At 55.3% G+C, this 26498-nt stretch carries 13 protein-coding genes; 5 read left to right on the forward strand and 8 right to left on the reverse strand.

Going from position 1 to position 26498, the window contains the following annotated elements; genetic code table 11:
• Nucleotides 1-9: 9 nt before the first annotated feature.
• The 6 genes from SH573x_RS09740 to SH573x_RS09765 form a co-directional block, all read right to left on the reverse strand.
• A complete protein-coding gene (locus SH573x_RS09740; RefSeq protein WP_479354558.1) occupies nt 10-1470 on the reverse strand; it encodes a hypothetical protein in 1461 nt (486 codons plus the stop codon).
• Nucleotides 1471-2103: 633 nt separating this feature from the next.
• Nucleotides 2104-4509, reverse strand: coding sequence for a C2 family cysteine protease (locus tag SH573x_RS09745; protein WP_479354560.1), 2406 nt, complete (start codon nt 4507-4509; stop codon nt 2104-2106).
• A gap of 938 nt (nt 4510-5447) precedes the next feature.
• A complete protein-coding gene (locus SH573x_RS09750; RefSeq protein WP_479354562.1) occupies nt 5448-7271 on the reverse strand; it encodes a DEAD/DEAH box helicase in 1824 nt (607 codons plus the stop codon).
• A 243-nt stretch (nt 7272-7514) separates the two neighbouring features.
• The gene (locus SH573x_RS09755; RefSeq protein ID WP_479354564.1) at nt 7515-10817 is read right to left on the reverse strand and encodes an error-prone DNA polymerase; all 3303 of its coding nucleotides are present in this window, start codon (nt 10815-10817) and stop codon (nt 7515-7517) included.
• 145 nt (nt 10818-10962) lie between these two features.
• Entirely contained in the window at nt 10963-12312 is a 1350-nt protein-coding gene (locus tag SH573x_RS09760; RefSeq protein ID WP_479354566.1) for a sedoheptulokinase, read from the reverse strand.
• 233 nt (nt 12313-12545) lie between these two features.
• Nucleotides 12546-13613, reverse strand: a complete 1068-nt coding sequence (locus SH573x_RS09765; RefSeq protein WP_479354568.1) for an Ldh family oxidoreductase — start codon at nt 13611-13613, stop codon at nt 12546-12548.
• A gap of 199 nt (nt 13614-13812) precedes the next feature.
• Here SH573x_RS09765 and SH573x_RS09770 point away from each other — a divergent pair, with 199 nt between their 5' ends.
• The 4 genes from SH573x_RS09770 (at nt 13813) to SH573x_RS09785 (ending at nt 19840) form a co-directional block, all read left to right on the forward strand.
• The gene (locus tag SH573x_RS09770; RefSeq protein ID WP_479354569.1) at nt 13813-14346 is read left to right on the forward strand and encodes a carbohydrate binding domain-containing protein; all 534 of its coding nucleotides are present in this window, start codon (nt 13813-13815) and stop codon (nt 14344-14346) included.
• 387 nt (nt 14347-14733) lie between these two features.
• A complete protein-coding gene (locus SH573x_RS09775; RefSeq protein WP_479354571.1) occupies nt 14734-17430 on the forward strand; it encodes a PSD1 and planctomycete cytochrome C domain-containing protein in 2697 nt (898 codons plus the stop codon).
• Nucleotides 17431-17432: 2 nt separating this feature from the next.
• The gene (locus SH573x_RS09780) at nt 17433-18842 is read left to right on the forward strand and encodes a DUF1501 domain-containing protein (protein ID WP_479354573.1); all 1410 of its coding nucleotides are present in this window, start codon (nt 17433-17435) and stop codon (nt 18840-18842) included.
• Nucleotides 18843-18928: 86 nt separating this feature from the next.
• Nucleotides 18929-19840, forward strand: coding sequence for an SMP-30/gluconolactonase/LRE family protein (locus SH573x_RS09785; RefSeq protein WP_479354574.1), 912 nt, complete (start codon nt 18929-18931; stop codon nt 19838-19840).
• A 41-nt stretch (nt 19841-19881) separates the two neighbouring features.
• Here the strand turns inward: SH573x_RS09785 and SH573x_RS09790 are convergent, their stop codons facing one another.
• Both SH573x_RS09790 and SH573x_RS09795 read right to left on the reverse strand, forming a co-directional pair.
• Nucleotides 19882-23004 carry a TolC family protein gene (locus tag SH573x_RS09790; RefSeq protein WP_479354576.1) on the reverse strand — a complete coding sequence of 1041 codons (3123 nt, stop codon included), beginning with the start codon at nt 23002-23004 and terminating at the stop codon, nt 19882-19884.
• Nucleotides 23005-23126: 122 nt separating this feature from the next.
• A complete protein-coding gene (locus SH573x_RS09795; protein WP_479354578.1) occupies nt 23127-25241 on the reverse strand; it encodes a tetratricopeptide repeat protein in 2115 nt (704 codons plus the stop codon).
• Nucleotides 25242-25394: 153 nt separating this feature from the next.
• On the opposite strand from SH573x_RS09795, the gene SH573x_RS09800 reads away from it, so the two are divergent.
• Complete coding sequence (locus SH573x_RS09800; protein ID WP_479354580.1) at nt 25395-26366, forward strand: amidohydrolase family protein; 972 nt, start codon at nt 25395-25397, stop codon at nt 26364-26366.
• The last annotated feature ends 132 nt before the right edge of the window (nt 26367-26498 follow it).

A 26498-nucleotide genomic window follows, 5' to 3' on the forward strand; every position in this document is an offset into this window, starting at 1 on the left:
GAATTAACTCTACGCAAACTTTCGACGAGCTGACAAGGCGATCAGCGACAATACCGTTAAATAGACAGAAGCCAAGAAGTAGTAAATGGCGTTGGGTGTGCGCGTGGTCCACTCTCGCCATGGAAATGGATACTCGAAAAAGGCAAAGTTTAAACCGAAGTACATCCAGGTACAGACTAGCAGAACCCAAGGCGCGAAGTGGATCGCCGGACGCGATTGACGTGCGTGCCTGGCAAAAACTGTCGAGAGTAACCACATGGTCATGATGGGAACAACCAGGAACACGATAACTCCGACGACTGGTGTCAGCGTTTCATTTTCGACAATGATGTTGCGATAAGTCTTACCGGCAATTGGCAATACAGTGACCGGCAGAATCAACCAATACGGCCAGTATCGCCCCAAGGTAACTGCGACCAGTGGAATCGCGGCCAGAATCAAGCCATCACCGTACCAACCGCCTCTGCCAAATTCGGCTGAGACCAGCAGAGCGCAGTGCGCGATCAAGAGCACCACTTCCAGCCAATCATTGGGTAGCGAACCGAACGTTTGTTGATGGTTGGTGTGATCATTGGCATCACTCTTATCAGGCGGCTGAATCAGGTGGCGATTGAGCGCAATGCCGAGCGTTAGCACGCCACCCATGACGAAACCGAAGGTGGTTTCCATCACATTCCACCAATTCATCTTGGGATCGAGCCATTCCCAGATGCCTGTGTGAAAGAGCTCGCGATTCCAAGCATGGTACGCTTGAAACGCCTGGCCAGCCGGAAAGCCAAGGGCTCCACCCACGATGCCCAAAGCGGCGATGCGCAGCGCGAGACGATCGCCAACTCGCACTCGCAACCAAAAGGCGGCCATCACTAGTGCCAGTAGCAACCCACCCCAGACTTCGCGTCGCGGCTTCAGCTTGGAAACCTCTTCGCCTGGAAACCAATGCCAATTGGCAGAGAAGTAAATTTCGGGCAAGAGCTTCTTGGCTGGTTCATAAGGTTGATTGAATAGAAAGACGCCCAGTTGATGCAGACCTAACATGGCCACTACCAGCATCACCATGCGGACAGGTGTCAGTAGTCGACCTCCTAGCGCGGCTCCCAGTAACAAACCACTAAAGCCGATCCAGGCGGCACCTTTGATCGATGTGCCGATTAATCCCCAACGAAGTGCATCCCAGTTTCCAATCAAACGTGGATCTTGTGTTAGCCCAAGGGTTTGTCCATAGGTCTCCGATCCACCAATGCCCATGCCGATCGTGGCTAGCGCCATAGCTCGCGCAACAAATAGCGCAGGCATACCGCTGAGGTAACCGACCGCGATGACCGATGAGACCAACAGTCCAGCCATCATGGCACCGGTCTCATGACCATACTGGCCGCGAATACCCCAACCCAATCCGCCCGCGAGTGCCCCCGCGAGTATCAAGCCTAAATGTTGCCACACAGACTTCGCATCGGCTACAGAGTCTTTCATGGGAGACTTTGATTCTAGTAATTGAAAGGGGGAACGAAAAAGCGGTTTTGATTCGAGCTAGATAGTAGTCTAGTTTGATGTGACTTGCCAGATAGAAAGCCGTCGCCTGGCTACATCGTTTAACCCGTAGCCGAAGGCGAGGCAAACGAAGGCATAGGTGTGACAGGACAGGTAACTACACTTGAGCCAGTAGTCAGGTAAACGCGTAGATTGGTTAGCTGGTTCACCTCGCCTGATGGCTACATCGTTTAACCCGTAGCCGAAGGCGAGGCAAACGAAGGCATAGGTGTGACAGGACAGGTAACTACACTTGAGCCAGTAGTCAGGTAAACGCGTAGATTGGTTAGCTGGTTCACCTCGCCTGATGGCTACATCGTTTAACCCGTAGCCGAAGGCGAGGCAAACGAAGGCATAGGTGTGACAGGACAGGTAACTACACTTGAGCCAGTAGTTAGGTCAACGCAAAGATTGGTTAGAGGGTTCACCTCGCCTGGCGGCGACCTCGTTTAACCCGTAGCCGAAGGCAAGGGGAACGAAGGCATACGCGTAGCAGGGCAAGTAACCACACTTAAGCCAGTAGTTAGGTCAACGCAAAGATTGGTTAGAGGGTTCACCTCGCCTGGCGGCTACGGGTTAAACGAGTGCTTCGTCCAAGAGCGAATCGAGTTGATCAAACAACTGATCAACAGCTTCAGGAGTGAGATGGATCGTGGGGGCCGCTTCGGGCTCACCGGCCAGTAGGTAGTCGGTCGCTAGAGCGCGCTGGCCGAATTCTGGTGTATTGGTTGAAGGCGCGGATGCGCGCAACGCAGCCGCTGGTTCTTCTTCGTGGCTGTCATAAGAGTTGTCAGTCCCGATAGTGACTGGTGCAAAATATTCGGCTAGCACTTCGCTACGTAGTGCCGGGGTAGCAGAGACGGTACGTTTGGTGGCGATGGGTGTACTGGTCGCATTGGCCACCGTAAACCACGTGCAGTTGGCCTGCAACTGCGCCCAGGTTAAACCGGCCGGATGCATCATGCCCCAAGGATTATGCAACGCGAATGTCTGAGTGGCAGCATCGTAGCTTTTAATCGTGTAAGCGTGCGAGCCGACCAGTCCGTTACCTGCACCTGACTTGGTGCCAATGGTTACGGCTTTGCCCGCATTCAAAGCATCAATCAAACTTTGTGAATTGGTGTTGGCCAGTATGTACGAGCTGGCGTTAACGCCCAGCACCTGTGCGTTGACGGTACCCATCCAGCCGCCTTCGATACTCGAATACGTATTGATGCCATTGCGGCCTGACTTGCCAGTCTGATTCCACTGTGCGTAGGCTTTTTCGGCTAAGGCAATCCACAGCGGTACCGTGCCGCTGGTGATCGACTTGCCGTAGTTGGAGTAAGCAAAGGTATTGTTTGCATAAGCTGGCAACTGGCGATTGACGGTGATGTAGTCCGCCGTGCCTACTTCACCGCTAAAGCCATCGCTGATCGAACCATCAGCCTTATAAAACATGCTGTACGAGCCGCTGAAGAATCGCACGGTAAAGGTGCCGTCGCCGTTATCCAAAAACATGTTGGCGATGGCGGTCGGATTGCGACCAGCGATAGCGGCCACGGACGCGATAAAGTAGCAATCGCCCAGTTGCCCTTGCTGTTGATCATTGAACGCTGCCGAACCGCCGACAAACAAGGGACCGCTGGCGGCTTTGTAGCTAATGCCACTGCCAGTGATGGTTGGCAAATCGGTTCCCATGAACCACTTGTCAACCAGTTTGGTTACTAGTGTTCCTGAGCTGCCTGCGGTCAGGTTACCAGCCGCGACGCCTTGATACGTGGCGTTGGCTACATTGCTGTTGACTACGTTGCCTGCCAGGATCTGAACGTAACTCGGGATCGCATAGGTAACTGCGTTGCTGACGATGTATCGCAGGTCGCTTAGTTCAGTTGCGTTGACCAGGCCATCGCTAGCCGTGCTGCGCAAGATCTGCATCATGTCCGTACGATTGATCGAGCCGTCAGCAAACAACGATTTTACCAGTGTTGAGAGATTCGCATCTTTGATCGGCGAAGGAGGCGCAGGTGGTGTGGGAGATGAAACGATGACCGTAGCCGTACCGCTGACTGTACCCACAGTCGCTTTGACTGTTAGCGTGCTAGCGTTGTTGGGTGCGATCAGTAGACCGTTGGCATTGATTTTACCTGAGGTGCTTGTCCAAGTCGGCTTGATGTTCATCGCTACATTGAACTGATCTTTGCCGACCGCCGTGAACTGTTGAGTGGCTCCGCTGCTAAGCGATTTGGTACCGGGAGCAAGCGTGATACTGCTGAGCGTTTGCCTGACATCGATATTGAAACTGAGTGTGTTGGAACCGCTGATGGCTTTGAAAGTGTACAGTCCGGCTTTGTCAAACTTGATGGTGGCATTCTTGCCTGAGATGACAATCGTAGCCTTGCCGCCTGTTGAGGATGAGACTTGTGTCCAACTAGCCGCGAGAGAGCTGCTGACCGTCGTGCTCGCACCAGTGGTGGAGAGCGTGCTGTTCGGGCTGACCGACGAACTGCCGATGACCAACGTGAGTGCAGGCTTGACTTCTTTGACGGTCACCTTTTGTGTGGCTTTGATCGTTGCGCCATTCTTGTCGGTGATCGTAACGCGCAATTCGTAGTTACCGGGCTTGGTAAACGTGGCTTTGGTATTCTTGGCAGCGTTGTTGCCACTAACCGAGTAGTTGACTTTACCTCCTGAAGGCGAACTGGATACGGACCAGGTATAAGTCAATAAACTTTCGGCTTTATCGTCTTTGCCCAACACCGACACGTTGGCAGTGGTGCCATTGATGGTTGTGCCACCGGAGACGGCAATAGCTTTGGAAATCGATGGCGCGACGTTTTTGACGGCGGCAGGTTTGGCGGCACCCACTAGCTCCAGCGATTCCAGAGCTTGCTCGAGTGTGTTGACCGTCATGAGAACGCGGGCTTCGAGCTGTTCGAGGTTGAGTGGCGTGGGGCGATAGTTCTTCTTGTTGCCACCCAAATGACGGTTGGAAGCAGCCATGGCCCGGGGGTCCCCTCAGAATTGATGTAGCTCTTGTGATGCGAAAGCTCTCGCAGTGGGCCGTCTGGGGCAGAATCAGGCCACTGGCGTCGTAACTTCCTCGGCGGGCGATGTTCGACGCATTGCAACCTTAGTGCGCCAACCTCTGGGAAGCAAATTGGGCGAGCGCATATTTATGTTTGAGGCCAACAAAAATAGCAACCTGTTCAAGATCGGGGGACAGACTGGACAGACTTCGGGCGCGAGTGACTTGAGTTGGCGGCGCGGGATCGGCTGGGGGACAGACACCTGACCAACACCGGGTCTGTCCCCGCGCGTGGGTGACGCTAGCAAAAAAACCGGTGGTGTGTCCCCGCGCTTACGCGTTCAAGATCGGGGACAGACGTCGGGTGTGAGAGACTTGAGTTAGCGACGCGGATCGGCCTGGGGGACAGACACCTGACCAACACCGGGTCTGTCCCCGCGCGCGTGGGTGACGCTAGCAAAAAGACCCGTGGTGTGTCCCCGCGCTCAGCAATGACGTGGAACGCGCTCAAGACTACGCGTTCAAGATCGGGGACAGACGTCGGGTGTGAGAGACTTGAGTTAGCGACGCGGATCGGCCTGGGGGACAGACACCTGACCAACAGACACCTGACCAACACCGGGTCTGTCCCCGCGCGCGTGGGTGACGCTAGCAAAAAGACCCGTGGTGTGTCCCCTCGCTCAGCAGTGATGTGGAACGCGCTCAAGACAACGAGAAATAAGTTCGATGCCTTACCAGTTCACCAAGGTCATTTTTTGCTAGCATTTGCCCGGCGAACTAATTCGAAATCGGACGACCTGTTCGCCGAGGGAGGTGGCATTAGCCAAGGCGTTACAGGCACCATGGGTCGGTGGGTGCATGGGTTAGAGGGTGCGGAGCGGCTGGGGACAGCCGCTCTACACATGAGACTGCGTTATTGACGAGAGATCTTCAACTGCCGCCCGCCGATTTTGGCTTGCGAAAGCGAACGTACCAGGTCTTCGGGTAGGTTGGCTGGTAGGTCGACGGTTGAGTAACGCTCGAAGATTTCGATGCGACCAATAAAGGCGCTATCGATCCCGGCTTCGTTGGCGATGGCACCGACGATGTTGCCCGGTTTGACTTGATGCGCGTGTCCGACTTCCACGCGATATGTTTCGAGGCGTTGGTCGCGGCTGAAGCCTTGCGAGTTTCCACGACTGGTACGACTGCCAGCGCGAGGCTGACGATCGCGTGGTCCGGCGTCGCGGTCACCTCGACGTGGTCCGCGATCGAAATCGCGTTCACGACCTGGACCGCGGCTTGGTCCGCGACTGGGGCCACGATCGCGATCGCCATAACGCGATTCGCTGCGGCCAGCGTCAAAGTCGAGTTGCTTGAACTCGTCCTTCAACAAGAACGATTTTTTGCCCTGCGCCATGGTAGCCAAAGCTGCTGCGATCTGTTCCAGCGGCACATCGTTCTCAGCCTTGTACTGACTGAGAATCGACAAGAACGTTTCTAGATCCGGGTGTCCGAGCGCTACGGTGATGCGTTCATGAAAACGAGCCACGCGCTGTTTGTTGATAGCGCGATTGGTCGGCAACGGCATCTTCTCGATCGTCTGACGCGTGGCCACTTCCAGTCTTCGCAACTTGCCGCGATCACGTGGACCGACAAACAGAATCGCTTCGCCACTACGGCCAGCTCGACCGGTGCGGCCGATGCGGTGCACATATGCTTCGTGATCGAACGGTAAATCGTAGTTGATCACATGGCTGATGCGCTGCACATCCAGACCACGGGCCGCCACATCAGTCGCCACCACAATATTGATCTTGCTGTTCTTCAGTTGATCAATAATGCGTTCACGTTGCTTCTGAGCGATATCGCCGTGCAGGGCCACAGCGCGGTGACCGTGATGATTCAGATATTCAGCCAGCGGTTCCGTGCTGCTCTTGGTCTTCACAAAGACGATCACGCCGTCGATCGGCTCGGCCTCCAGCAGTCGCGACAGGGCGGCTTCTTTTTGACCGGGAGCGGCGATGATGTATCGCTGGCGAATCGTATCGGCAGTAGCCGTTTTTTGACGGATGGTAACTTCGGCGGGCTCACGCAAGTAGCGCTGAGCCAATTGGCGAATTTGTTCGGGCAAGGTAGCCGAGAAGAGGGCGATCTGTCGCTTTTCGGGTACCGATTGCAGTACCCATTCGACGTCTTCGGCAAAGCCCATGCGCAGCATCTCGTCGGCTTCGTCCAGGACCAGCGTCTTCAACTGCTCCAAGTTCAACGAACCGCGACGCATATGATCCATCACGCGACCAGGCGTGCCGACGACTACGTGCGCGCCGCGATCGAGTTGTCGGAATTGGACCATGTAGTCCTGGCCGCCGTAGATCGCGGCAACGCGAATCTTCGAACCACAGGCATAACGCTCGAAAGCTTCGGCCACTTGAATCGCCAGTTCGCGGGTTGGTGTCAGCACCAACACCTGCGTTTGCGATTTAGTCAGGTCCATGTTCTGTAGTAATGGCAAAGCAAACGCAGCCGTTTTGCCTGTACCAGTTTGTGCCTGGCCGATGATATCGCGACCAGCCAACAGATGCGGAATCGACTCAGCTTGAATCGGTGTGGGCGCAACGTATCCCGAATCCTCAAGCGATTTGACGATGCGATCGTTGAGTCCCAGGTCCTTGAAAGTTACGGAGTTGTCGTTCGGAGACGAAACCGGCGTAGAAATGGCGTCCCCTTCGGGTGGCGCCGAGAGCGTAGCTGTCAAAGGAACCTCTGCATCTGAAAACTGGTCAAACCGTGCACACTCTATTTTTAACCCATTTCCCGAAAAGAACTAGTGGCAAAATTATCTGAACCTGCGGGTGTAGCCGATCTCGCCAGAGATTGGATAGATTTGTCGTAATTCCAGCCAAAGTCTGGCGACTTCAGCTACGGGGGTGGGCCAAAGTCTGGCGACTTCAGCTACGGGGGTGGGCCAAAGTCTGGCGACTTCAGCTACGGGAGTACGTTAGTGAAAATCTCTCGACTTTACGCTTAAACCCTGCACTTCTTTGGTCAAATCGACCAACGAGCCGACCAGGACGTGGATGATGCCTTCGCGGTTTTCAAGCACGCCAGTTACTAGCCAAGCGTTGGATGTGCGGGCTACGTTGTAGTTTCTGTCCCAGACATCGGGTCGCAGGACGAGGTTCATCGAACCGGTTTCGTCTTCTAACGTTACAAAGGTGATGCCTTTGGCTGTGCCTGGCCTTTGTCGCAATAGCACTAAACCAGCCACACGCACGAACTTTTGGTCTGGCAGGGCTTTCAGCTTTTCTGCGGTCGTCACTCGCATGCGGTCTAACTGCTCTCGCACGAATGACACTGGATGTGCCCGTAACGATAAGCCGATGGTTTGATAATCGGCGTAAACTTCCTCGATCGGTTGCATGGGTACAAGTGAGCTGGGCAATTTGTCATCGATATCCACTCCCGCAGATTCCAGCAGCGGCATGGCCCTGCCCTGTTGATCTTGCGCTAAGGCTTGCCAATACGCTGCGCGACGATCGCCTGAGAGCGAAGCCAGGGCCGCGGCGTCGGCCAGGCTGGTAACAGTTGCTTGACCCAAGCGCGTCCGCCGAGTGAAGTCGGCTACGTCACTATACGGTCCTCCTGAAATTCGTTCGGCCACAATGGCCTGGCCAATGGACTCTTGCAAACCGCGAATCATGTGGAGCCCCAGACGGATAGCATGCCGTTGCATCGGCGAGCTCAGAGCGCCTGCTACGTGCTCCTCTATGTGGGGCACCAGCGACGAAGTGCCGCCAGGCTGCGGATCCTTTTCCAAAGTCGTTAACCAACTGCTGTGATTGACATCCGCGGGTAAGACATTGACGCCGTGCTGACGCGCGTCTTGAACCAGCTGAGCTGGGGCGTAGAAGCCCATGGGTTGGCTGTTGAGCAGAGCTGCGCAGAAGACCTCTGGGTAGTAGTGCTTTAGCCAGCAAGATGTGTAGACCAGGAGTGCAAAACTGGCCGCATGTGATTCCGGAAAGCCGTATTCGCCAAAGCCGCGGATTTGTGTAAAGACTCGTTCAGCAAATTCTTCTGTCAGTCCATTTTCGCGCATGCCATCGATCAACTTTTGACGGAAGCGATCGATCACACCCGCTCGACGCCAGGCAGCCATCGCCCGGCGCAATTGATCGGCTTCGCCTGGAGTAAAGCCGGCGGCCACCACAGCCAGACGCATGGCTTGCTCTTGAAAGATGGGCACGCCCATCGTTTTAGATAACACATCGCGAATGGCATCGTTGGGATAGTCGGGCTGTTGGCCAGTGCGTCGGGCTTTCAAGTAGGGATGCACCATTTGACCTTGAATTGGACCGGGCCGCACGATCGCGACTTCGATGACCAGGTCGTAATAGGTGCGCGGCCGCAAACGCGGCAACATGCTCATCTGCGCGCGGCTTTCAATTTGAAAGACTCCGATCGTGTCGGCTCGGCAGATCATGTCGTAGACTTGTGTGTCTTCACGCGGTACCGTGGCCAGCGTCAAAGGTCGTTGGTAATGTTGTTCGATAAAATCGAAACTGCGATGAATGGCCGTGAGCATGCCCAGCGACAAACAATCGACTTTCAATATTCCCAGTTCATCCAAGTCGTCTTTGTCCCATTCGATCACCGTGCGATTGTCCATGGCCGCATTTTCGATTGGGCATAACTCGCATAGTGGTCCTTGGGTAATGACCATGCCGCCCACATGTTGTGACAAGTGGCGCGGAAACCCGAGTATGGATTCGACTAGATATTTAAAGCGTTTACCCAGCGGTGACTGAAGGTCCAGTCCTACATCATCGGCCCGCTGCTCAAGCGATCCTTGGCTGCTACGCGAATCAACGCTCTTGGCCAGGCCATCGATTTGATCGAGCGATAGACCGAGGGCTTTGCCGACATCGCGAATAGCTGAGCGTGAACGGTAGGTGATGACCGCGCCGGTCATGCCGGCGCGATTCCGTCCGTACTTGTCGTATATATATTGAAGAACTTCCTCGCGGCGTTCATGTTCAAAGTCGATATCGATATCAGGGGCTTCGTTGCGTTCGCGACTGACAAAGCGTTCAAACAGCAGATCAAGTTCGTTAGGATCAACGCTGGTAACGCCCAGGCAATAGCACACGATGCTATTGGCCGCCGAACCTCTGCCCTGGCATAAGATGCCGCGCTGGCGCGCGTAACGCACGAGGTCCCAAACAGTTAAGAAGTAAGCTTCATAACGCAGGTCTTCGATCAACTGCATTTCGTGCCGCAAAAGATCGATCACCTTGGGTGGTACATTGTTATGGTAGCGTTGCTTGGCTCCTTCCCATGTCAGGCGTTTCAAGTGATCGATCGGCCGCGTGCCATCGGGGGCTAATTCGATAGGGTATTCGTACCGCAGTTGATCCAGCTTGAATTCACAACGACTGGCAATCTCCAGCGTGCGCGCGATTGCGTCAGGTGCCGCACGATACACTCGCGCAAGTTCTCCAAGATCGCGCAGGTGATAGGTCGAATTCTCCAGACGCTCATGACGAATCTGTTCGATCGTGCGACCATGTCGAATGGCCACCACGCAATCATGCAACAGCGAGCGGGCTGCCTGGTGATAATGCACATCTCCCGCCGCGACCAGCGGCACACGCGAACGCTCCGACAGACTTTGAAGTCTCAACAACTTGGCCGCGTCATCAACTCCGCGATGCAATTCACACAGCAGATAACCGCGATCAGCGAACAGTTCGCGAAAGCAACCCAACCAGGCCAGCCAACCGTCGTCATCGTGTGAATCGAAATTTAGCGTCGGGAAGCTAAGCGACACCTGCGGATGATTTTTGGCCTGAGATCGAAGCGTGTCGTTTGCATTGGCTGCGATCTGCACCGCGCGAGTTACGTTGACTTGGTCGGCGGCTGGTTGACGCAATAACAAACCTGCCAGCAGTAGATGGCTGTCGGCTGCCAAATCGGACCATGTGAGCTCGCAGGCTCCCTTCTCGCGCCGTCTTCGCCCGGTCGTAATTAAGCGGCAGAGCTGTGCATAGCCCGGGCGATCAGCGGCCCACGCTACAATCGGCGGGCCATCGATCAGATGCAACTCGGCTCCGATGATCAAATGCAGCGGAAAATCTTTGGTGGCTGTAAAGGCGCGTACGACACCGCCTAGCGAATTACGGTCGGTGAGTGCTAACCCCTCATACCCCAGCCCAGCAGCGGCCTCAACCAATTCGTCAGCATGCGATGCACCTTCGAGAAAGGAGAAATTCGATTTGCAGTGCAATTCAACGTATCGCATCGACCGATGAGCCGCAGACAAGAGCCGCGGATCTAAAAAGAGTTAGAGGCTTCACCAAGCAATCGCCACAGGGAATGGACTCAAGGTCATGTGCCCACAAGGCGTTATTGTATCAGGTGCTTCTTCAACCAGTGGCGCGTTAAGTTCAACACGAAGAGGCCCTTGCCAACTTCATCAAACCAACCAGTGTCTCTTCGCCGCTGAATTGTCGGATAGATACGGGCGCTTGTCCGGGTCGCAAGTTATTTAACTGTTCGGCAATCAAGGTTGCCAATCGAGGCAAGGTTTGCGGCAAGCTGCCCGAGAGAACGACGGTCTCCCACGTCGATTTAGGTGACAAGCGCTGGGCCGCGTTGGCGTAATTGGCAGCCATGTTTTCACAGGCGGCCAAGAACAATTGACCGACGTTCAGGTTGTCGGTGGTAATATCAGAGATCGAGCCGGTCTGGCCCATCGGCCCTGCAAAGAAGCTAAGTTGCGCTGTTAGTTGGCTGGGTGTGGCGCGGTGCAGGCAGTCGGCAATGGTTGTCCAAGCGTTGGTCAAGTTGAGGCCTTCAGCTTTGGCCAACTCCAAGAGTAAATCTACGATCACGTTTAGTGAACGACCTGCAGGCAAGTGCGTAACTGTGTTCAACCAACTGTTCTCAAAATAGGCGCGTGTCTGATAGTCACCGGTTTGAAACGCAGCGGTCCGCATACTGACTTGCGATCCAGTCGAGACGTTGATCGATAGTTCATCGATAGCCAACTGGGCACCAAAGAGGGCGCACTGTTGATCGCCGAACGCTCCGTGAGCGATGAGCGTATGGTCGCCGTCGTTCCAACGGGCCACTTCGTGCAAATCATTCGACAATTCAGGTAGCCATAGATCTCCAATGCCAATACGCTCCAGGGCGCGATAATGCCAATCAAGCGAGCGCAAGTCCAACATGCCAATGGCGTGCGTCGTGTGCATGCGTCCAGGTTGTCGCGCTAAGTGGCTGATCACGAAGTCCGCTACCGACAGCGGCAAGACTCCGTCGGACAATTGGCCGTTCTCGCTTAGCCAGTAGAGTAAGGTCGAGGTCGAACCGGCTTGCAACTCTCGGCCCAGGCTGGCGAGCATCGCATCGTTCCAAGCGGCTGCGATGCGCGCGAGATAGTTCTTGGTGCCAGTAGAAGCGACGGTAGCGCGTTGATCACGCCACGACAGATAATTTGAGCGTGCGCGGCCGACATCGTCGACTAAAATCGTACCGCCCATTTGCCCGCTGATCCACAAGTGGCAGGTGCTAGTGGCGCGCTCGAGCAATTCGCCGATTAAACTCTGCGTGGCATCGATGATTTCACGCGGATCGATCTCGACGTGCCCTTCAGGTAGCTTGGTTATCGGCGCAGGAAATGGAACCGACCTCGCCGCTACGATCTCTTGCGCTTGCACATCGATCAAGGCAGCCTTGATCGAGCTGCTCCCGATATCTAGGGCAATATGAGAATAAGTATTAGGCGTAATCACACAAACGACTCCTGAAATTGTAGAGCGGCTGTCCCCAGCCGCTCAGCACCGGCCAAGCAAAGTTTCTTCCGACCAAGGCCCCAAACCAATTGCGCAGCGATCGGCCTCCACCGAGCTCATCTCGTTGGCAGCTCGACTGATTGGCTAGGAGTCGTCATCGACAAGGTTCAATCTAGCCAGCAAGTCGTGCTTCCACTGACGCAAGGTCAGTGGAGGCTTAAGTTCACGCCGCTCTACGGCCCAGCCCAGGGTAACTGAATACCCGTCAACTCACTGGCTTTGGACAGTTTCTCATGGACATCGGCTGGGAGGTCGATTCCGTGTTGGTGGCTGAGGCGCAATGTTTGCCATTCGCGCTGTCCGGGCAACATCACTTGTGCGATGCCTGCTGCGGTAGGAGCAGCGTGGATTTCATTGATCAGCTTTCGCAACTTGGAATCGAATACGCCTGCTTCGGTGAGGGCATAGACGTCGATGAGTGTGAAGCTGGCAGTGTGTTGCGAAGGTTTGTTGGCTGGATCCCAAATCCAGCTACCCACTTCCCAAGTCATGTTGCCTCCGGGCAGAACTGCAGACATGATTTCGCACCACAATCCGATGCCATAACCTTTGTGGCCCGCCATCGGCGCTAGCCAGGCTTTGTCTGGATACAACGAACCATCGCTGGTCGGTAATCCATCGGGACCTATTAACCAGGTTGATGGTATTTGTTCGCCACGTTGATAAGCGGCATAGACTTTACCACCGGCGACAGCCGCGGTGGCCATATCCAACATGATTGGATCGCCACCGGCCACCGGGATTGCATAAGCGATTGGGTTACTGCCGAGGATAGCGGCGCGCGAACCGGGGGCTGCGACCGAGGGAATATCATTGCCGGTAATCATGGCAATGAATCCGCGCCGAGCAGCTTCAGCGGCGTAGTAACCGATGGCTCCGATGTGCGCCGTGTTTTTTAGTCCAACAAATCCTACGCCGCAGTTCTTGGCTTTGCTCAGGGCCAGTTCAAGAGCAAAGTGACACCCGACCATACCCAGCGCAGACTGGCCATCCACTACGGCCCACGCCGGACCTTGACGATCGATCGTCGGGCGCGCTGTGGGAACATACCCGCCAGCCTGCAACTTATTCAAATATTGAGCCAGCAGTTTCGTACCATGAGTGAACACCCCCATCGCATCAGTGGTCACCAGCGTATCGGCGGAAAGAGTGGCGTCCTCAGGCGACATGCCGGTCGATTCCAAGGCGGCTACCACAAACGTCTTTAGTTGACCGGGCATAATCCGCGGTAAACGAGTCATGAACAGAATTCCGAATGCTCTATAGAGATTAAAGGTCCCATTGGGAGCGTAAAGATAGCAGATTTTGCTCGCGACGTGAGATCGGATTGGACAGCAAGTCGGCGACCGGCGGTACCCCCAGGAGTCAACAATCGATTCCCTTTGATGTAGAATGGTCATCCTGTTCGCAACAACTCTTTTCTGCAACTGGAGACTTTTCATGCGTTACATGGCTGCTGCCCTACTGGTGTTTTCGATGTCGGGCCTCGTCTTGGCGCAGGACGCCAAAAAGGAGAAAGACGAACCCAAAAAAGACGAAGCCCCCAACTTGCTCAAACCGACCAACAAGGAAGACTCGTGGCGCTGGGAACAAGCGGAAAGTGGCAAAGGAAAGCTGTCGATCGAAGATGAATGGGTGGCCTTTAAGGTTACCGAGATCACCGGCACCGATTGGCATGTGCAAGCCATTCAAGCTGATTTGGATTTGAAAGAAGGCACCGAATACAAGTTGACATTTGAGGTCAAAGCCGATGTGCGACGCACTGCCAGTGTCAACGCGATGATCGACGAAGAAGATTGGCACGAGATCGGCTTGCATGAAGAGCTGTACTTGGGCAAAGAGCCTCGCAAAGAAGAATTTACTTTCCGAGCCACCGGCGTAGCCAAGAACAAAAAGAATCGCATCACCTTTGCGTTGGGCTTGGACAAAGGCACCGTCTACTTGAAAAACGTCAAGCTAGTCGAAGTCAAGTAGACCCACTTACGTACCACCGACTAGATGCCTGTGCCACACATACGCCCTGGGGCACTTTTTCATGACCCAGTTTCATTTTTGGCTGCGTTACCTTATGGGCTTGCATGGATGTAGTGGGATGGGTTGGGCTATGGGTCGCCCAAGCAAAACTGCATTGGGCGGCCCGAGGTTTAATCGGCGGACTGTTAATACCGCCAGCGCTACTGATCGGGGCGCGGGATTTCACAATTGCGCCACAGGCTGGAAGCCTATGCCACAGGCTGGAAGCCTATGCCACAGGACACAGGCTGGAAGCCTATGCCACAGGCTGGAAGGCGGCGTAGTAGCGGGTACAATGTAGTTTGAGCCCACAGTTGCTCCCCCGCCTACTATTCTCGCCTGCCAATCATGAAACACTTCGCTCTACTGCTGGTTTCCTGCGCTTATTGGTTTGGCCCGCTATGGTTTGGCTTGCAAGGGGTTGCCCGGGCAGCGGAACCGAACGCGGATTCAAATCAGTTCTTTGAAGCGAAGATCCGGCCGATCCTGGTGGAGCATTGTTATCAATGCCATGGACCGGATGAAGCTAGTGGCAAACTGCGATTGGATACACGCCAAGGCTGGCAGCGAGGCGGCGAGCGCGGACCGGCGATCGTACCCCATGATCCGGCTGCGAGTTTGCTGATGGTCGCTATTTCCAATCGCGATGCCAAACTGCGCATGCCTCCGCCTGATGCAGGTGATCCACTGCCTGCTGGGGTCATCGATGACTTCCACACGTGGATACGTCAAGGAGCAGTCGATCCACGCGAAGGCCAGGTGGCACCGACCGACATCGAACAGCGTGCCCGAGAGCATTGGGCTTTTCGACCTCTCGCACAGCCCACGCTAACCGGCGACGAACAACAGTCGCATCCGATCGACGCTCTCGTCAATCGTCAATTGCAGGCTGAGAAAATGCAACCAGTCGGCCCGGCTGATATGCCGACACTTGTGCGACGCTTGACGTATGACTTGCATGGACTGCCGCCGACGGCCGAGCAATTGGCAACGCCGCGCGACGAGTATCCAAAACTCGTTCGCCAGTTGTTGGCTTCGCCACGATATGGCGAGCGCTGGGGCCGGCATTGGTTGGATGTGGCCCGGTACTCGGATGCTAAAGATGGTGTCCTGATGTACGGTGATGCCCGCGTGCGACCTTTTGCATACACCTATCGCGATTATGTGATTCGGTCGTTCAATCAAGATCTGCCTTACGACGAATTTATTCGCCATCAGTTAGCTGCCGACCAAATGGACTTGCCTCCCGATGCGCCGGAACTGACCGCGATGGGTTGGCTGACACTGGGGCGTATGTTCGATGGCAATTTTCCGGACGTAGTGGATGATCGCATCGATGTCATCGGCCGCGGACTCTTGGGTCTGACAATAGCCTGTGCACGCTGTCACGATCACAAGTTTGATCCAGTACCGACCGCTGACTATTACTCGCTGTATGGAGTGTTAGCCAGCTGTAGTGAGCCGCTGAATCGACCTCGCATCGAGCCCGTGGATGCGGCTGGTGAGGCGTTTGAGAAAGAGTTCGCTGCTAAGTTGAAAGAAGTCACCGACTCGCAGCAGCAACATTATGACGAGCAGTTGAAGATTGCGCGCGAGCGGACGCCTGATTACTTGGCGCATATTGCCAGTACCGAACCAGACGTGGCCGAGACATCCATCTTCTTTCTGTCGTTAATTCCCGATCAGCTTCGTCCTCAGGTCACTCGACGTTGGCGGCAATATGTTGGCAAACATGCCTTTCCTGAAGACCCCATCTTTGGCCCGTGGTACGATTTTTCGCGTGAGCCGATCTTGCAGGCGGATCAATGGCGCTCGCGCGGCGTGGATGCGCGAATCGTCGACGCATTGGTCGCAGCCCAGCCGACTTCGATGGCCGAGTTGGGTAAAGCGTACGGGCAGGTTATGGTGGCAGCCTGGCAGGCTGGGCCGACGAGCGTTGAACTGGATCGCGATCCGTTGGCCCGCTTACTGGTGGCACGCGATGGGCCGATTTGGTTCCCGATCGATGATGTGGCCAATTACCTATCCAGACAACCCGGCGACAAGTTTCGTGAACTGGTCAGCCAGTTGGATGCCATCGCAGTGCGACAGGCCGACGCGCCAGCGCGGGCGATGGTGCTTGTTGACAACCACGTGTTATACGACCCAGTTATCTTTCTGCGCGGAGATCCAGCCGCTCGCGGCGCACCGGTTCCGCGGCAGTTTCTGCAATTGCTGGCTGGTCCTGATCGACGACCCTTTGCTGACGGCAGTGGGCGCTTGAACCTGGCTAATGCGATCGTGTCACCCAGCAACCCACTGGTCTCGCGCGTGTGGGTCAATCGCATCTGGATGCATCACTTTGGTCAGCCGCTGGTCGATAGTCCCAGCGACTTTGGTTTGCAAACGCGTCGACCCGTGCAACTGGAACTGCTCGACTACCTGGCACAGTATCTGATGGATCATCAGTGGCGAACCAAGGCGGTCCACGAACTGATCCTCAATTCACAAACCTATCAACGCTCGTCCCTGCTACCACCCGATGATTGGGTGACGAAGCAATCACAACGTGACCCGGACAACCAATACTTGTGGCGCGCCAATCGTCGTCGACTCGACTGGGAACAGATGCGCGACACAATGTTGTTTGTGGCCCAAGAGCTTGATATGACGATGGGTGATCGGCCAAAAGTCGTTACCGATGTCAGCAATCGTCGGCGCACCGTGTATGCGTTTGTGGAAAGACAAAATATCCCCGCCGAAGTCCAGACATTCGACTTTGCCAATGCCGATACTTCTACCGCGCGGCGCAACACGACGACCGTGCCTCAGCAAGCTCTGTTTGCAATGAATTCGCAGTTCGTGATGGCACGTGCGCATGCAGTGGCCGATCGAGCCACGCGCGAGTTTGAAAACGACTTAGTGGGCGGCATTTACCAAATTGTCCTTGGTCGCGCCCCCGATACCAACGATAGACAACTGGCCGCCAAGTTTCTGGTCGAGTCAACCTTGACCAACCTGGCGCAAGTGGTGCTGATGAGCAACGAACTCATGTTTGTGGACTGAGCATGTTCAATCAAAATTTATCGAGACGACAATTGCTGGGCCGTATGGGGACGGGTTTGGGGGCGCTGGCTCTGCCTGCACTCCTGGACGTTCGCTCGGCCCGAGCTGATGCGGCCAACCCATTGGCGGTGCGACCACCGCATTTTGCGCCGCGTGCCAAACACATTATTCATGTCTATCTCAACGGCGGTCCGTCGCAGGTAGACACGTGGGATCCTAAGCCCGAGCTGACGCGGTGGCATGGTAAGAAACTGCCGCTGGGCAATCTCACTACCGAACGTGAAACCGGCACCGCACTCGCCTCACCTTTTAAGTTTGCCCAGTATGGTCAAAGTGGTTTGTGGTGCAGCGAGATTTTCCAGCAAACCTTCAGTCGGCATGCCGATCGCATCTGTGTTATTCGTTCGATGGCTGCCAATACGCCCAATCACGAGCAGAGTATGCGGCTGATGAACACGGGCGATGAACGTTTGTCACGTCCCAGCTACGGTTCGTGGTTGACATATGGCTTGGGTTGCGAGAATCAAAATTTGCCGGGCTTCGTAACGCTCTGTCCAGGTTTGCCTGTGGCCGATTCATCAAATTGGCGCAGTTCTTTTTTGCCGGGCATTTATCAGGGCACCTACTTGGACACTCGCAAACAAGTGGCCAAGGAACTGATCGCCAATATTCAGAATCCCAGCCTGACCAGCCAGCAGCAGCGGAGGCAACTCGATTTGCTGTCCGCAATGAATGAAAAGCATCGCAGCGAGCGAACCGAAGACGCCAACTTAGAAGCTCGCATCCAATCGTTTGAGTTAGCTTTTCGCATGCAGATGGAAGCTACCGATGCGCTAGACATCACCACCGAACCGGCGCACATCCATCAGTTGTATGGGAGTGAGACAGTTCATGGTCGACAGATGTTGATCGCGCGGCGCTTGATTGAACGCGGCGTCCGTGTGGTGCAGTGTTATCACGGCGACGTGCAGCCCTGGGACTCGCACGGCAATATCGACGGCGAACATCGCAGACTCGGCCGCGAAGCCGATGGTCCTATCGCTGCACTGCTCACAGACTTGCATCAACGTGGATTGCTGGATGAGACGCTCATTATCTGCGGTGGCGAGTTTGGTCGTACACCGGCAGTGGAGATCCCGATCGGTGGCGGCAACCCCACCGGCCGCGATCACAACCATCACGGCTTTAGCGTATGGTTGGCCGGTGGTGGCATCAAGGGCGGTATGGCTTATGGAAACACCGACGAGTTTGGTTACCGCGCGGTTGAGAATCGGGTGCACGTCCACGATCTGCATGCGACCATGCTGCATCTGATGGGCTTTGATCACACGCGACTGACCTATCATCACGCCGGCCGAGATTTTCGCCTGACCGACGTGCACGGCGAACTAGTCAAAGAAATTGTGGCCTAACGTCTCCTTTCGCTCCGCGAAAGGCCATCACGCACCAACCAGCCAGCCAACCTATTCAATCCTCCCACCCTACAGGTTCTTCAACCATGATTCGGTTCACCTCACTAACCTCGCTTTTCCTTCTGCTCACGACCACCGGCATGGCCCAGGAAGCTACCAAGTACAAGACGGTCCAACTTGGCAAGAATCCGGAGAGTATCTGTCGTGGTTTTGATGGCAAGTTCTATGTCACGATGATCAATGATGAAGTCCCCGGCGATGGAACCATCGTGGTGCTGGACGATGATGATAAAGTAAGCGTCTTTGCCAAAGGTTTCAATTCGCCCAAGGGTATGGTGTTTGTCGGTGGTTACTTGATCACAGCTGATGAAACCACACTGTGGAAAGTTGACAAAACGGGCACGGTCACCAAGCTGGCGGAAGCCAAAGATTTTCCAACCCCCATCGAGTTCTTGAATGATGTTGCGGCCAGTAAAGATGGCCAGCATGTGTATGTGGCCGAGATGAGTTCACCGCAACCGATGTTTGTGGCTGATGCCGAGCGCAAATTGCATGAGCTCAGTCACGCCACTGAATTACCCAAGAAAGGTTGCGTTTACAAAGTCTCGCTCGATGGCAAGATCAGCCAGGCGGTACCGCCGGGTGATGATAAGCTGAGGTTTCCAAACGGTTTGGCAGTTGGTGGAAACAAGGAAAAGGAACGGTTGTTTGTGGCGGACTTCTTCACCGGCAATATCGTAACGTACGAAGATGGTCGTTATCGTGTGGTTGCTCAAGGTCCCCGAGGCCTTGATGGTCTGGCAGTGACTCCCAAAGCCTTTATCGGCTCGAGCTGGACCGAAGGCGTGGTGTGGCGGATCGATCGCAAGACCAAGGAGCATCAAGTATTGTTGGAGGGCTTGAAGACCGCCGCCGATTTCTTTTTGGATCAAAAGAACAAGCGGTTGTTGGTTCCCGACATGGTGGCTGGCACGTTGACGATCGTACCTTATGAGTGAACTCTTCGATGCGCTAAACTCAAAAGAATTCGGCTGTGTGCCTATCTCACCACCGCGTTGCCTGGTGGAATCTGTTCCATTTGCCGGATGGTGGGTGAATAGCGCACCCGCGGTGGCAAGCAGTCGTAAGGACGCGGGTTGGTTGTGGGGAAATCTACATTGATCTGTGGAGCGTAGTCGCCATCGGCTCCGGTCCAATGCCCATTGGCATCTACATCGAACGCTTCGAGGTCAAAGAACAGCTCGATGCGATCGGTGATATAGTTGACATGTTGACGCGCGATCGAACTAAGCGCGGCTGTATATGCTTGTTGGGCTTCCAGAAAGTCGCGAGCGGCTACGTTTTGCACAGCCAACTGCAAGCGCAGTCGCGTACTGATGACACGTTCGTAGGCCAGAGCGGCACTGGCGACCGAGATAGTGTACTGGCTGCGGTCCAAGGCCAGTTGGCGCAGGTCTTCGCGGATATCCAGTTTGATCGTATCTTCGGCCGCCATCAGGTTGCGGATGCCAACGTTGTAGTTGATCAGTGCCACGCGGAAGTTGTTGCGCTGCAATCGTCGATTGAGAGGTGTATCGAGGGCTGCGCTGACGCGTGTCTCGCTATCATCGAATGTAAAGTCGAGCGGATTATTGTTCTGGCTATTGGTCCGTAGGACATGCGTGGCTCGCAGATCAATGATCGATCTTAGGTCGTCACCGGCCAGTTTGATCTGCCGCCAGGCGTCGGCCAGTTGTCCCCGCTGGTTCATCAAATCCATACGCTGAACCAGGCCGGTCAACAGCGCTTCGTCCTGATCCAGTACGATCTCTTCCCAACCATCAGGTCCCTTTTCCAACAGTCGATCGCTCAGCTTGATCGTGTTGTCGACAGTGGTTTGAATCTTGGCGGTCATGGTGTTGTCACCGGCTGGTAGGATGTCAGCGGTTGCATCGCTGGTCAATTTGCGCAGTGTTTCAACGAGTTTGACCGATGCCTGCATGCGCTCGGGGATTTGATCGAACAGGTTCATCGCTTCGGCATCCACCTTGGCACCCACATTGGCGGAGATCTGGTCCAGGAACGCTTGTAGTTGCTCAAGTTCTTGGTTGGCCGCATCGCGGCGCGTGCGCAACGTTTCAGACTGAGCCGGCGATGAGTCACCTGGGCGATCGAGGGCCAGGGCGATAATCTCCAACTCGGCACCGGCCAAATCGACGGCTCGAATCAAGACGCGCAGGGCTGGAGCTGGTGTCGCGGATTTAGTCTGCGCATCCAGTTCTGCTCGCAGCCCTTCGATCTGCATGCGCACGCCCAGCACGCGCAACATGTGTCGCTGCTCTTCGAGTTCTTGCGTAGCTGCGGCGATGGAACTGCTGTTGGGCATCTTGCTGAGCGTGGTTTGGGCAGAGGCCGCGTTGCCGCCTGCTCCCTCGCGCAGGGCAGCATCCATGCGAGCCTGGATGCGCAAGATGTTGGCCATGCGATCGGCGAGCACTTCCGCCACATTGGCGAGCGTCGTAGCATCCATGTTGGCCGCGCCGCGCGTGGTCAGCAGTTCGCGCCGTGCTCGCGTGATCATTTGCCGCGCTACGCTCAATTCATCTTTTAGTGAAATCGATTCCAGCTCGGTCAAATCGAGCTGAATCGGCAGCTCAGTAGGCAGGCCCAGTCGAAACTTGAATTGGTCGAGCGATGATTCCAGCGCAAAGCAGTTGGCAACCAGGTTGCCGCGCGTGCGCAAGACGTTCTGTTCAAACTGATCGACCTGGATTCGCGGTATCTTTTCAGCCGTGCGGTATTCTGCCTGGCTCTGCAAAAATCCACGCAGGTTCGTAAAGTAGTCTTGTGCATTGATCTCGATTCCGCGATAGCTGACTAGCAAGTTATAGTACAGGCCCGAGATATCGCGAAAGAGTTGCTTGCGAAATCGCAAATAGTCTCTGGCCGCGTAGATCACGTCGCGCTCGTTCTGAGTCAGCGCTTCGAAGCGTATGTCGCGTTGCAAGAGCGTTTGTTGAAAGTCCAAGACCAACTCGGAACCGATGTCGGTCGCAAAGCCCGTGGGACCATTGAACGTCAAGACCACACTATTGGCGAACTGAGCCAAGAACTGGCCGCCAGTGGCAAGTGTCTTTTCGACGCCTGCGCCCGTGGGAACAGACAAAGTGTTTTGAGTAATACCGCCCACGCGGAGATGCTGATAGTTGGCCGACGTACCGTTACCAAAGGCAATAGGATTCAATTCGTATTGATACCGTTGCCGCGTCAGTGCCAGCGCGGTGCGAAACAAGGCTTCTTTGCGAGCCTGGTAGTCACGGCTGTTGATGATGGCCAGTTCCATTAAATTGGCGAGCGTCAATCGCCGGGTTTGCGCTGTATCCGCTGGCAGGGCAGCTCCTGGGAAACTGGTCTCGAACTCATAACGGAGCGACGGAAACTGTAGCATGTGATCGACGCAATTGCGCGGCAGCACTTCCCAGGCTTGCGCGGGAATGACCACGCGATTGATGCCAGCTCCGTCACTGCGAGCTGACGTTGCCTGGGCCGGTGGCTGGTCTGTGGGCTCGGCTGGCACTGACTCCTGCTCTAGGGGCCCCGCGTTGGCCAAAGCCATGTTCATCAACCCCGACTCCGCGCTTGGACCAGCACTGCCGTGGTAGGCGACGGTTTGTACTGCAGTTGTCGACGAGTTACCGATGCGTGAGGATTTCTGATCGGGATCAATGGGTAGACCACGCTCTGTTTCGGTACCGCCAGGTCTAGGTTCCGATTGCAAGTCTGACTGGGGCAGCGCATCGGGTTGCTGTTGTAGTTGTTGCTGTGGCTCTGGTTGTGATGGAGCAACTTCCGTTGCCGTCGTAACCAGCGTCGGGTCGCTGGCCAGCGGCGGCAAGTCGTAACCGCGCAGCACGGGCCGGGGCACGGGCAACTGAGGACAATCGGGATTGGTGGGGTCGTAGAAACGCGAGCGTGGATCGGGACGAACCGTGAATTGACCGGGAATCGGTTCGCTTAAGCAGCGCGACTTTTCTTGTATGATCTGGTAGGTATCGCGATCAGCTGCGTTTCGATAGCGCGTGCGCGAACAGCCCACGCACGCGAGCCCGCATGCGAGTGTTACCAATAGGCCAAGCGGTAGCGGCGCCCACGCAATCTTGTTAGCTAGCAAAGTGTCCCTCATAGTCAGCGTTAACACTTTGGGAATCGGCAACGCCTAGGCAGAATTCGCGGCGCATGCGTGACATTCCATCAAATGCCCAAGCGACTGTGAGAGTTGGTAAGCCTGGAAGAGTTTGCGGGCACTTACTCCTGCGTGATGTAAGTTCTACCGTCGGGGTACGTCTTACGGCTGTACTTGACCGATTTGAATTTGGCGGGCGCATCGTCGCTCGCGGGGGCTTCAATCAATTGACCTTGCGCGGTGAACTCTTGGCTCTCAGTGCCGCGCGTGCGCGTCCAGCCGGTAAGTTTGCCTTGATCATCGTAGTGATACTCATCGCGCCAATCGCGACTGACGGTGATACTCGGATCGACATACAACTTGGGCGCAGCCTGGTAGTCGACCGACTGAATACGATTTTCGCTATCGTAAACGCGTTTTTCGTTGCCCGGGAAGTTGATCGAGATCATCGCGGGAGCTGAGTAGTACACGCCGTTGTGAGCGACGACGGCGATATCTACGCGACTAGATTCGAGCTTGGAGCCTTCAGCGATGGGACCGCGCGGGTGATAGGCGATGCGGAGACGACGGGCGGCTGGATTGCTGAGAATGTTTTCAATTTTGATTTTGGTGGGATCACCGCGCAATACAATCCAATGATACTCCAGCGGTCGTTGGTTGAGGTCCGAACCGGCTGCGGCTACAACCATGTCGTGCCAGTACTCTTTGGAGTTGATCATGCGTGCAATGGAAAAGGGCGTATTGAGAACGACTTCGCTGGGCAGTTCGTCAAAGTAATCGCGGCCCGGCACGCCCAATCTCTCTTTAATTACTTTCAGCATGATCACCGGAGGAACTTCTTCCGGCTGGATGTTATGAGCCATCTCGATCATCCGCGGCAGATCCACGTTGGCACCATCAAACACTGTGGGATGCGCAGTGCTCTTCAGATAGTCTTCGTCGGTTTGTACCGGTTTGCTGCAGCGACGAAAGATCATCTGTAGCGTCGGTGCGATAAACCCAGCCGCTTTGAGCTTGTCTTTGGTGGCTGGTTGAAAGGCACCCAACGTGGCGGCCAGCGATTCCAGTAGCGGCTGATCCGAACCACTTGATCCTTGTGAGATCAAGAAGAAGGGCGTGTTCGCAAAGTACGTGTCGCCCCACCCTACCCCAGTGGCTGCGCCGGGATCGTAGTCTTGATGTTCTGGATAAACGTACAAGTGATTTTGGGTGTAATGTTGGGACAGCAGATCCGCTCCGCCAGCACTGGTCAGGATCAAGCGAGGCATGCTGCGCCAAAAGATGGAACCGGTGACGGCAGTAGATGAATTGCCGATAACGATACAACGCTTGGCCTCGATCTCTGTTGGATCAAGCGGTCGGTCGGGCACAGTGACTGCAGGCGTCTGTCCAGCAGAAGCCGCATTGGGCGCGACGGGCTGTGAGCGCGCTTTCGTCTCCGCAGTTGTGTCTTTGGTTGCTTCTTTAGCTTGGGCATCGAAGTATACGAACAGGCGTTGGGGACCGTTATCCAACTGTCGTTTTTGTACTTCGGCCCCGAAGCGAATGGGACTGAGCTGCGGAAACTTGGCCAGATCCAAGCGAGAGTGCAAGCGATCGTGGTTGTCGTACAGATCGCCTATGTTGCCCGCAGCTGTGCCCGCCGTTTCCCACTCCATAATCTTATCGCCCCAAGCCCCGGTGGTGCCGGTCACTAGTCGATCTCGGCCACTGCCGCTGGCGGCGACAAAAACTTGCATGGCTTTGCCCGTCCACAGCATATTGGGGCTGTCGACTTTGATCGCGCCATTGATGCTCGGCGCGATCGTAACCTGGTACTTCCAAGTCGGTGCTTCTTTCAGTGGTGGATCATCGCAGGCTTTTAAAATCTCTTGAAACTCGGGCAACTCGCGTAGCGAAGTCAGATCGTCATCTTTCTCTAGCTGTTGCTTGTCGCGAAAACCCAGCGTGATCGTGGCTCGCAGCATTTCGAGGGCATCGTCTTTCTGCCCCAGTAGCGCATGAGCGCAGGCAAGATTGTAAACTGAGGCCAGATCGTGCGGCACGCGCAGCACGTTCTGTCTGAAGAGCAACTTGGCGCTGCCATATTCGCCTGAACGCAACAACTGGACGCCGCGCACTTGATCGGCGGCTTGCTGCTGCAATAACACAGGCAAGTCGAGTACATTGGGTTGCTCTGCCGACGCGGCCCCGAGTAGTCCTAACCCTATGGCGATCGACGCAATTGCTCGGTTCACGAGTGAGCTATCCTCCTAGCGGATCTTGGAACTTAACCTGAACGCAGCCTGCGTTCTATGCTATTGTATCACTCATTGTCCGGTCGATCTGCACGCCTCTGATGAAAGCCCAACCCACAGAGGTCCAAGACAACAACCTCAGGAGCCATTGAAATGCAACGTCGAGAATTCCTAACGCTGTCTACGGCTGCTTGCGCGGCCGCGAGTTTGTCCACCGCTGCGTGGACTCAGTCGCCTGCTAATACAATGCCGATCATCGATACACATCAACACTTGTGGGACTTGCAACAATTCACTCCACCGTGGCTGGGTGGGGCACCGCCAAAAGTCGCGGCCAAACATGATATCCAAGATTACTTGGCTGCCATTGAGAATTTGAACGTCGTGAAGGCCATCTACATGGAGGTTGACGTGGCGGTTGCCGATCAAAACAAAGAAGCCGATTTCGTGCTCGAATTGATCAAGAGTAACAAGACACCGACTGTCGCTGCCGTGATTTCAGGTCGGCCAGGTTCAAGCGAGTTTGCTGGCTACATGAAACGTTTTCGCCAAGAGTCAGCCATCAAAGGCGTGCGCCAGGTCTTGCATGCCGAATCAGCCAAGGCCGGACTATGCCTCGAGCCACAATTCGTCAAATCAGTTCAACTGCTGGGTGAGATGGGTAAGAGTTTCGATCTATGCATGCGTCCAACCGAATTGGCCGACGGTGAAAAGCTAGTGCAACAGTGCCCCGAGACACGCTTTATCGTCGATCACTGTGGTAACGCTGATCCTCATGCTTGGGGTAAAGGCGATTCCAAAACCAAGCCTACGCATGCCGTCGATCAATGGAAGAAAGACATGAGCGCGCTGGCCAGCCACTCCAATGTCGTCTGCAAAATATCCGGTATCGTTGCGCGCATGCCCGAAGGGTGGAAGAGTGATGACCTGGCTCCCGCTATCAATCATTGCCTGGACGCCTTCGGCCCGGATCGCGTTATGTTTGCCGGCGATTGGCCCGTCTGCAAGATCGGCGCTTCACTCGCCCAGTGGATCGACGGCTTGAAGCAAATCGTCGCCAATCGACCTATCGCAGACCAAAAGAAACTCTTCCACGACAACGCCGCCAAGTTTTACGGCGTATAAAGGTACATTTTAAAACGCAGAGTAGTAGAGGATCGCAGAGAATTGCAGCGGATGACGACTTGACGGCATCATAGAACAAATACTTGCCGGGATGTCCTCAGCGTTTTCTCCGCGGACGCCGCGCACTCTGCG

It is taken from the genome of Rania fehmarnensis (assembly GCF_056494185.1).